The following is a 9,556-nucleotide window of genomic DNA, read 5'->3' as shown; positions in this document are numbered from 1 at the left end:
GTGATCAGCGCGATCCTGACATGGCTCCGCCAATAAAGGAGACATGCCCTAGTCGATGACTCCATCATCGAGGTCGCTGAGTTCTACATCCACCCCCGCAATATGACTCTGGAGGTCAGCCAAATTGATAACAGCTAGTAAAGAAAAGATCGCCGTCATCGGGGCCGGCATCATCGGAACAATGACCGCATGGCAATTGGCCACCCGCGGATACGACGTCACCGTGTTCGACCAGTGGAACTCCCCCAACGACCGGGGCGCCTCGGCTGGCGAATCGCGGATATTTCGAACCATCTACAAGGAGGGCCCGGAGTACGTGCCCATCCTGAGGAATTCCTTCGACAAGTGGCAAGAGCTGCAGACAAACCAGAACACCTCCGTGCTCACCATGTGCGGAGGACTCATGATAGGCCATCCCGACATTGAAGACGTCGCAGCCGTCATCGACTGTGCTCAGGCCGCGGACCTCGACCACGAAGTGCTCTCGCAATCGGAGATGGCGAAGAGGTACCCACAGTTCGGGGTCGACAGCGATGAAGTCGGCGTCTTCGATCCGGTCGCCGGAGTTTTTCGGCCAGAAGCCGCTGTACTGGCTGCACGCAAGGAAGCCGAGCAACTCGGGGCCAATTTCAAGGCCTATACTCGAGTGCTCAACATCCGTCCTCTGAGCCGCTCTGTCATGGTCGACACCGCCGATGGAGCTTACGCGTTCGACAAGCTCGTCGTCTCCACCGGCCCATGGGTGAACGAACTGACCGAGTTCGACTCCAGCACCGTCGAGGCATTGCGCTTGGTCGCCATGTGGTTCCCAGCCAAAGACATCCCATTGCACACGCCAGAACACATGCCCATCTCCATCCGTCGACATCCAGAAGGCGGATTCTCCTGCTTCCCTGCCCTCGACGGACTCGGCATCAAAATTCTGCCTCACCACTTGGCGTGGAAGACACTGGACTCGGTCGATGACCTGCCGCGTTTCATCGAGGACGAAGTCGTCCAGTCGACCGAGCACGCCGTTGCCCGCCTCATGCCCGGGGTCGACCCCATTCCTTACCGCGTGTCCACGTGGACCGAAGGATTCACTGTCGACGGTGCTCCGATCGTCGGCCCGTCAAGTGCCGACTCACGCATCGTGTTGGCCGTGGGTATGTCCGGTCAAGGATTCAAATTCTCACCGATGATGGGCTCCATCGTCAGCGACTTCGTCGAAACGGGCACCTCATCAGATGCGATCGCCATCATGGACTCTCAGCGTTTTGATCGGAGCTCGTCATGAACATCGGCACCACAGTTCTCATCTCAGTCACTGCTGCCATTGTTATCGGCATCGGGGCACTCATCTCGTTCTATGTCGGAAAACGCGCCAAGTCCAATGATTCCTGGGTGGTCGGCGGCCGTAATCTCCCGCTCTACGTCATCGCCTTCACCCAATACGCCACGGCCGTCGGCGGCGGCGTGCTCGTCGCCCACGTCGGCATTGCCTACGCATGGGGCCTGTCGGTGTTCTGGTACGAGATCTTCGTCATCGTCGGCCTCCTCGTCATAGCGATCTTTGCCGGATGGCTGCGCCGCCGAACGTTCTCGACCATTCCCGAGGTCTTCACGAAGCTCTACGGCGAACATCGTCTGATGCTCTCCATGGTCGCGCTGGCCGTCATCGTTGTCCCGTTCGGCTGGCTGGCCACCCAGTTCATCGCCTTCGCCAACCTCTTCAACGCCGTGACGGGCGTCGGGATCACACCGTTGATCATCATCATGGCTGTTGTCTCTATCGCCTTCGTCCTCCCCGGCGGGCTGACGTCAGTCGCGTGGTCGGACTTCTTCTTCGGTGTCTTCATGGTCATCGCATCAGTGGTTGTCGGTGCATACGCGATCATCAACGCCGGCGGACCATCGACGATCGTGAAGAACCTCCCCTCCGAATTGACCACGATGCCTACCGGGCTCACAGCTGCCGGCGGATTGACGATCCTTCTGTGGCTCTTCTCCATCCTTCCCGGCACCCTGACCAATCAGCTCTACTATCAGCGCATCTTTGCTGCCAGCAACGTCAAACAGGCCCGACAGGGCATCTACCTCAGCTGTATCCTGATCGGAATCTCCGGTGTCTATGCGCTCATCATCGGGGCCTCAGTTCGCAGCATGACTGACCAATTCGGCATCGACGGCCGCGAACAGGCGGCAGGGTGGTTCCTCGCCCAGCTGCCCGTTTGGCTCATTGCGGCCTACGGTGCGTTCCTCATGGCCACGATCGTTTCGACCACCGGGTCGGCACTGCACTCGGTCGTGGTCAACTTGGTCAATGACCTGAGGCCAGCGTTCGTCAAGAACAAGGACACATCTTCCGACCTCGTTGCTATGTCTCGGTGGTGCACCGTCGCAGTCTCCGCAATCGCCGCAGTCCTTGCCATCGTCTTCCCCACCGCGCTCAACTGGCTCGTGGCCACTTACGCCTACTCGGCTTCGATGCTGGCTGTACCGTTCCTCCTCGGCATGGTCCTGACCAACAAATGGATCCTCGACGTTTCAATCGGATACGTCTCTATGGCGGCCGGTCTCGTCGTATGCGCGGTTGCCCACATCGCAGGAACCACCATTCCCTACGCAGTCTTCGGCATCATCGCGAGCCTCATCGCCTACCTGATCATGCTTGCCGTGAAGAAACCACGTGCCCGTGCCCTCTGTGAAGAAGGAGCCCTTTCATGAAGATACTCGTCGTCGGTGCAGGAGTCCTCGGACTCACCACCGCATTCAACCTCGTCGAAGACGGCCATGACGTCACGATCGTCGACAAGACCGGCCCATACGCCAAGGCCAGCAGTCGCTCGTTCGCCTGGATCAACGCCAACCACAAACTCCCCGCCGAATACCACCTGCTCAACCGTGCCGGCATCGCAGCCCACGATGAGTTCCAGAAACGATTCGCTGACCACGGAACCTGGTTCCACCAGCACGGGTGCGTCATGTTCGACAGCACACCAGACAAGTCGTCCGGATTAGACGAACGATTCACTGAATCGGCCGAGCTCGAATACCCGGTCGAACGAATTGACTCCGACCGCCTACGCGAGCTTGAACCCGCTGTCAGCTGGCCGACAGACTCAGGGCTGCTCTTCCCTCTCGAAGCTCACCTGGACAACGAAGCTTTCGGTAGCCTCGTCGAGGGCTTCCTCGAAGAGGCCGACGTTGTACCGGAAGTCGCAGAGGTTGTTCGGGTGGAAACTAACGTCGACGGAACTTCCGTGGAATTCGCCGACGGAAGCACTCGGATCTTCGACCAAGTGATCATCGCTGCTGGCGCAGATTCTGGAATGATCGCAGATCGTTCCGGTCTCCTGCTGCCCGTGGCAGATCTGTCCCAGCCCGGACCGCGGACACACAGTCTGCTGGGTGTCACTGCTCCCACAGACGTGAATCTCAACCGGATAATCATTTCGGACAAGATCAACGTGAGGCCCCGCAGTGACGGCAGCATGTTCGTCCAGATTCCTTCGGTGGAAGCTCGTACAGAAGAAGGAGAAAACCCGGAGCTGCTCGACGAGGTCCAGACCGTCATGGAGGCCGAACTCGAATCACTGTTCGGGCAGCACATACCGGTCGACAAGGTCATTTTCAGCGGACGCAGCTTTCCCGAGGATGGGCTGAGCATCGTCGGCTATCTCGACGAACACCACCGGGCGTACTCGCTTGTCACCCACAGCGGGATGACAATGGCGGCGCTACTGGGACGACTCGTTGCTGATGAAGTTCGAGGAGACGCCTCCCAGCTACTCGACGTATTCAGGCCCAGCCGATTCGCCGAGGGCGTCACACCCGAGTCGCCAACGAATTTCATCGGCAGGCAGTAGTCGTAGTCACCTTTTGCAACGGGTGCTCGGGCAGAAGAGTAGTTCGAGCACCTGTTGCCGCGGTATCCCAGGACCTAACGGACTCGTACAGTTTGCCGCGGCTCGTAACTGGCTATGGAAGCGTGTATCGCAAATGAGTTGGACGCAGCGAATGTTCTGTCGGTTCCCAGTCGGCCCAGATTTGTTGCTGTTCCCCGGACGTTACGACATCGCCAGTTGAGAGAACCTCAGCACTAATCCCATCGACCACGAAGAGGTTAGTGGACTGATAGTGGCGGGCGTGGTCCACTTCGCCTTGCGTCAGCTGAACGCCCATGATGAATCGCCCCGGGGATAATAGAGGCAGGGAGATTGGAAGAAGGAGATTCTCTCTTGCCAGTGAAATACACCGACGAACTCAAGGCTCGCGCCGTCGAACTCGTCATTCATGCTCAGGCCGATCCGGACACCGCGAACGGAGCGATCACCCGTGTCGCCGGCGAGCTCGGTCTGAGTAAAGAGACCCTGCGAGTCTGGGTCCGTAAGCACAAAGACTCTGGCAAGGCCACACCGACTGAGTCAGTCGATTTGGAGGCGGAGAACCGTCGGCTACGGGCTGAGCTGGCTGAAGCGAAGCGGGCCAACGAGATCTTGAAGAGAGCATCGGCTTGTCTCCCGCGGCGGAGCTCGACCGCCCATCGAAGAGGGTGTACCTCCCGCTTGCGGGGAATCGTCGTCCTCATCGACGATCATCGTCACGAGTTCGGCATCACACCAATCGTGCGCGCCCTGTCCGGGACTGCGGCACGGATTGCTGTGAGCTCGTATTACGCGTACAAGTTGCGTCAACCATCGGCCAGGGGCCGTCGGGACCAGGCGCTGATGGTGGTGATCCAGGATGTCTATGAGGCGAACTACTCGTGTTACGGGGTGCGGAAGATGTGGAAGGCGATCAACCGCGACTACGCCGATCAGTTCGGCCCGGTGGCCCGTTGCACGGTGGAGCGGTTGATGCGCCAGTTAGGCATCGACGGTATTCGTCGCAGGAGGAAGCGCCCGAAGACGGCTTCGGCTAGGACTGAGGAGTGTCCGGATGATCTTGTCGAGCGTGAGTTTGCAGCACCGGCGCCCAACTGTTTGTGGGTTGCGGATATTACGTATGTTCCGACGTCTGCTGGGTGGGTATACACCGCGCAACTCCACATAGGGCCCATCTGCGCCGGTGACCGAGAAGTGCGCTCCGGCGTCGAGCGGACCGTAGGGGTGCCACAGCAGGCCGGAATCGCGCTCGAGCGTGCTCGTCGGCATCCGTAGTCCCGCCTCAGGCATTGGGCGTGAGCTCTGTGCCCGCGCCGCGGCGTCGGATCGTCGGAATCATCACTCCGGAGTCGTCGGCTTCTTGACCAGCCGTCGGCAGAGGTTTGCCGCACGGCAGGGTGCTCGCGGTCTTTGCTGCCTCAGCGGACGTTCCGTCGCTCTTCATGTCACCGGGCGCCACCTCGGCGAAGGCGGCCTGATGGGCTGCCCGGTGAGCCTTGAGCTCATCACGCAGTCGTTCGGCACTCTCTGCTCCGACGATCTCGAAGCCTCCGTCGACGATCATGTCGAGGTCTTCCTCGGCGGCCTGCCCCTCCGAGGTCAGATAGTCGCCGAGGAAGAGCGAATTGGCCACATGCAGCGACAGCGGCTGCAGCGTACGCAGGTGCATCTCCCGACCTCCGGCGATGCGCAGCTCGCGGTCCGGGCACAGGAACCGCACGGCGCAGAGAATCCGCAGGCAATGCTGCGGGGTCAGCGTCCAGGTTCCTTCGAGCGGTGTGCCGTCGAAGGGAATGAGGAAGTTGACCGGGATCGAATCGGAGTCAACGGCCTTGAGCGATTCGATCGCCTCGATGATCTGCTCGTCCGTCTCCCCCATTCCGACGATCAGCCCCGAGCACGGGGAGAGCCCAGCACCACGCGCCTTGTCCACGGTATCGACACGGTCGGCGAACGTATGAGTGGTGCAGATATCGGGGTAGAGAGATTCGGCAGTGTTGAGGTTGTGGTTGTACGCGTCGACACCGGCGTCCTTGAGTCGCTGTGCCTGACCGTCCTTGAGGAACCCGAGGCAGGCGCAGACCTCGACGTCGGGACTGGATGTCTTGATCTCCTCGACCATCCCCGAGACGCGCTCGACGTCCCGGTTCGAAGGACCGCGTCCGGACGCGACGAGGCAGACCCGCGAGGCTCCCCCTGCCAGACCGAATTCCGCCTGCCGCTTCGCCTCATCCTTCGGCAGCCATGAGTACTTGAGAATGTCGGTTTCTGAGCCCAATCGCTGCGAGCAGTATCCGCAGTCCTCCGGGCAGAGTCCCGATTTGAGGTTGACGAGGTAGTTGACCTTGACGCGATTGCCGAAATGTTCGCGGCGCAGCCGGGAGGCAGCGGCGACAAGATCGAGGAGGCCCTCGTCGGACGACGACAGGATCGCGCGAGCGTCGGAGGCGGTGGCCGAATCGCCGGCGAGCACGCGCTCGGCGAGTGTTTGATAGCTATCCATGTTGTCATTATTGAACACTGTTCAATAGAGTGCCAAATCACACTCTCCGCCCGAACAGGCAGAATGGTGTTATGACCTTCGTACTTCTCACCGCCGGCGATCATCCCCGGTTCGTCGACGGCACCGATGATCCGAACCTCGCCGAGGCGGCCGGGCCCGCGGTACTCATCGCCGTCGACAGCGCTGCCGACGACTCCAACTCCGGCCCTGACATCGGCACCGAGGCGCCGTCACTGAACGCATGCATCGACGCCCCCTACCGTCCTCTCGCCTTCCGTGAGTCGGGAGCCGACTGGTCGGACATTGATTTCGAGGCCGCCGATCATTGGGTGCAGATGGGACCGGAGCTGCGGCGCCGCCTCGTCGAGGATCACCTCGCGACGCTCGCTGTCGGAGAGTTCAAGGTGGCAACGAACAACGGCAGCGCCTCGATCATCACGAACAACTGGGTCTACTCGGGCTCACCGCGCACCTACCGCGCCGCGGGCCGCCTGAGAGAGCTCATCACCGTCCTCGGCGAACTCACCAAGGCCGATCAGCTCGCCTGAGCATCATCCATCTCGGCCTGGCGATCACGATTGTCGATCAACTCGGCGACATTGCGCTCGGCCCACCTCCGCAGCGCGGTCACGGGAGCCTGCAGCGAGCGACCGAGATCGGTGAGCGAATACTCCACCCGCGGGGGCACCTCCCCAAACGACTGCCTGATCACCAAGCCGTCGGCGACGAGTGATCGCAGCGTCGAGGTGAGCACCTTCGGGGTGATGCCCCCGATCGCCTGTCGGATCTCTCCGAAGCGCTTTGGGCTGTCATCGAGGATCTCGATGATGAGCACCGTCCACTTGTCACCGACCCGATCGAGGATGACTCGGGTGGGGCACTCCGGATCGAAGGCATCGCCTTCCCAAGAATCTCTGATTTTCATATCCGAATAGTATCTTTGAGGTACTCCCTTTCCAAACGATAGTGTCATGATGTCATCACAGCAGAAACTACCTCGGCGCCGCGAACCCGACGCCGCAGCAGAAAGGGACACACCATGAAGATCGCACTCTTCGGAGCATCCGGAATGATCGGCTCCCGCGTCACCGCCGAGGCGGCCGGCCGCGGCCTCGACATCACCGGCATCACCCGTTCGGGCACCGACGTGCCCGGTGCCGCCCGCAGCATCAAGGGCGATATGGCCGATGCCGAGTTCGACGCCCGCATCGCCGCCGAACACGACATCATCGTCTCCACCACCGGTCCCAGCCGCACCGGCGGGGACCACCAGGAGTGGCTCGACGCCCTGAAGACCTTGGCCGAGAACAGCGGCAAGACCCGCATCTTCGTCGTCGGCGGCGCCGGTTCCCTGTGGGTCGGCGACATCATGCTCAAGGACACCGAGGGCTTCCCCGCGAGCTACAAGGCAGAATCGGAGACCGGCACCCGAGCGCTCGAGCTGCTGCGGACAGGCAACTGGTCGCCCTGGACGCTCATCTCCCCCGCACCGGAAATCGCCCCCGGGGAGCGCACGGGTTCGTACAAGACCGAGCTGGAGGTCCCGGCCGGTGACGCAATCTCGGCCGAGGACTTCGCGGTCGCCATGGTCGACGAGATCGTTGAACCGAAGCACATCGACGTCCGGTTCACCGTCGCGAACTGACCGGACTGACGGTCGATGACCATGCGCGGCGGCTCCCGACGCCCAGAGGAGAGCCAGCCACTCGCGGTCATGCGAACATGACAGCGCCGGGGATGCACAATGCATCCCCGGCGCTGTCGTCTCATCAGGGCAGGTGACCGGATGGCACCGGCCGCCTCGAATCAGGCCTTAGCAGGTTCCTTCTTGGGAGCCGGCTTCGAGTTGGCGGCCTCGACGAAGTTCTTGCGCGGAACATCGAGGTCTGCCAGCGGCGTAACGTCACGGCCGAGGACGGCGCTGACGAACCAGTTGCCGAAGACCCTGACCTTGCGATCCATGGTCGGGATCGCGTAGCCGTGGTAAGCGCGGTGCATGAGCCAAGCGAGGAGTCCGCGGGCTTCGAAGTCACCCATCTGGGAAACACCTTTGTACACACCCAGGCCAGCGACCGTACCGATGGTCTTGTGGAAGTACTGCTTGAACTCGGTCTCACCACGCAGTGCGGCGAGCACGTTGGCAGCGAGCACGGGAGCCTGACGCACGGCGTGCTGAGCGTTGGGGACGCAGAAGCCTGCCACTCCGCCGCCGGACAGGTCGGGAACAGCGGCGTTGTCGCCGGCTGCCCAAGCGCCCTCGACGACACCGTCATCGCCTTCGACCCGCAGGTCGGCGCGTACGGTGACATTGCCGCGTTCGTTGATCGGCAGGTCGGAGTCGATGAGCACCGGGTTGGCCTTGACACCGGCGGACCACACGATCGTGTCGGCGTCGAACTCTTCACCGTTCGAGAGCTTGATGTGCTTGTCGGTGCAGTCCTGAAGGAAGGTCTCGAGGTAGACGTCGATTCCGCGTTCGCGCATGTGCTCGACGACCCAACGGGCCTGAGCTTCGCCGACCTCGGGCATGACGCGGCCGAGAGCCTCGACGAGGACGAAGCGGACATCGGCTTCGGTCAGAGTCTCGTACTGGGCGATGGCCGAACGGACCATGTCCTCGAGTTCGGTCAGCAGCTCGATGCCGGCGAATCCGCCGCCGACGAAGACGAAGGTCAGAGCCTTGCGACGCTCTTCGTCGTCCTCCATCAGAGCGGCGTCGGCCAGGCGGGACAGCAGGTGGTCACGCAGCGCGACGGCTTCCTCGATGCGCTTGAGCGCGATCGCGTTCTCCTTCAGACCCGGGATCGGCAGCGCACGGGCAACCGAACCGGAGGCGAGGACGATGTGGTCGTAGTCGAGTTCGAACGCTTCATCGTTCTCGGGTTCGATGGTGGCGAACTTCTCGGCGTGGTTGATCGAGGTGACCTTCGCGGTGATGACCTCGGCACCCGGCAGGTTGCGGCGCAGCGGCACCACAGCGTGACGGGGCTCGATGGACCCGGCTGCCACCTCGGGGAGGAACGGCAGGTAGGTCATGTACGGGTTGGGATCGACCACGGTGACGGTGGCTTCGCCCCGACCGAGGTTCTTCAGCAGATTCTGAGCGGCGAGCAGGCCGACCGAGCCGCCACCGACGACGAGGATTCGTGGACGCAGTTTTGAGTTTCTGATGAGTGCCATAATCCCA

Annotated in this window: 9 protein-coding genes; 6 read left to right on the top strand and 3 right to left on the bottom strand. The window is 61.7% G+C overall.

Annotated elements, in window-relative coordinates; genetic code table 11:
• Window positions 1-124: 124 nt before the first annotated feature.
• The 4 genes from solA to ACTIIH_RS11570 all read left to right on the top strand — a co-directional run bounded on the left by solA (window position 125) and on the right by ACTIIH_RS11570 (window position 5,141).
• The gene (gene solA / locus ACTIIH_RS11585) at window positions 125-1,276 is read left to right on the top strand and encodes an N-methyl-L-tryptophan oxidase (RefSeq protein WP_441451904.1); all 1,152 of its coding nucleotides are present in this window, start codon (window positions 125-127) and stop codon (window positions 1,274-1,276) included.
• Entirely contained in the window at window positions 1,273-2,706 is a 1,434-nt protein-coding gene (locus ACTIIH_RS11580) for a sodium:solute symporter family protein (protein WP_441451903.1), read from the top strand. Before solA ends, ACTIIH_RS11580 begins: the two co-directional genes overlap by 4 nt.
• Entirely contained in the window at window positions 2,703-3,848 is a 1,146-nt protein-coding gene (locus ACTIIH_RS11575; RefSeq protein WP_441451901.1) for an NAD(P)/FAD-dependent oxidoreductase, read from the top strand. The genes ACTIIH_RS11580 and ACTIIH_RS11575 overlap by 4 nt, the downstream gene beginning before the upstream one ends.
• 378 nt (window positions 3,849-4,226) lie before the next feature.
• Window positions 4,227-5,141 (top strand): IS3 family transposase, encoded by a 915-nt coding sequence (locus tag ACTIIH_RS11570; protein ID WP_441451899.1) that lies wholly within the window; start codon window positions 4,227-4,229, stop codon window positions 5,139-5,141.
• A gap of 7 nt (window positions 5,142-5,148) precedes the next feature.
• On the opposite strand, the gene bioB is transcribed toward ACTIIH_RS11570, so the two are convergent.
• The gene (bioB, locus tag ACTIIH_RS11565) at window positions 5,149-6,369 is read right to left on the bottom strand and encodes a biotin synthase BioB (RefSeq protein WP_441451897.1); all 1,221 of its coding nucleotides are present in this window, start codon (window positions 6,367-6,369) and stop codon (window positions 5,149-5,151) included.
• Window positions 6,370-6,440: 71 nt separating this feature from the next.
• Here bioB and ACTIIH_RS11560 point away from each other — a divergent pair, with 71 nt between their 5' ends.
• Complete coding sequence (locus ACTIIH_RS11560) at window positions 6,441-6,917, top strand: hypothetical protein (RefSeq protein WP_441451895.1); 477 nt, start codon at window positions 6,441-6,443, stop codon at window positions 6,915-6,917.
• Here ACTIIH_RS11560 and ACTIIH_RS11555 read toward each other — a convergent pair.
• Window positions 6,905-7,294: a winged helix-turn-helix transcriptional regulator gene (locus ACTIIH_RS11555; protein ID WP_441451893.1), complete on the bottom strand. Its 390-nt coding sequence runs from the start codon at window positions 7,292-7,294 to the stop codon at window positions 6,905-6,907. The two genes, ACTIIH_RS11560 and ACTIIH_RS11555, sit on opposite strands and share 13 nt — an antisense overlap.
• Before the next feature lie 114 nt (window positions 7,295-7,408).
• Here ACTIIH_RS11555 and ACTIIH_RS11550 point away from each other — a divergent pair, with 114 nt between their 5' ends.
• Window positions 7,409-8,014 (top strand): NAD(P)-dependent oxidoreductase, encoded by a 606-nt coding sequence (locus ACTIIH_RS11550; RefSeq protein WP_441451892.1) that lies wholly within the window; start codon window positions 7,409-7,411, stop codon window positions 8,012-8,014.
• Window positions 8,015-8,175: 161 nt separating this feature from the next.
• On the opposite strand, the gene ACTIIH_RS11545 is transcribed toward ACTIIH_RS11550, so the two are convergent.
• Window positions 8,176-9,549 carry an NAD(P)/FAD-dependent oxidoreductase gene (locus ACTIIH_RS11545; RefSeq protein ID WP_441451890.1) on the bottom strand — a complete coding sequence of 458 codons (1,374 nt, stop codon included), beginning with the start codon at window positions 9,547-9,549 and terminating at the stop codon, window positions 8,176-8,178.
• Window positions 9,550-9,556 lie beyond the last annotated feature (7 nt).

The sequence above is a fragment of the Brevibacterium sp. genome (assembly GCF_052105255.1).
GTDB lineage: Bacteria > Actinomycetota > Actinomycetes > Actinomycetales > Brevibacteriaceae > Brevibacterium > Brevibacterium linens_B.
This window is presented reverse-complemented; position numbering and strand designations above follow the sequence as displayed.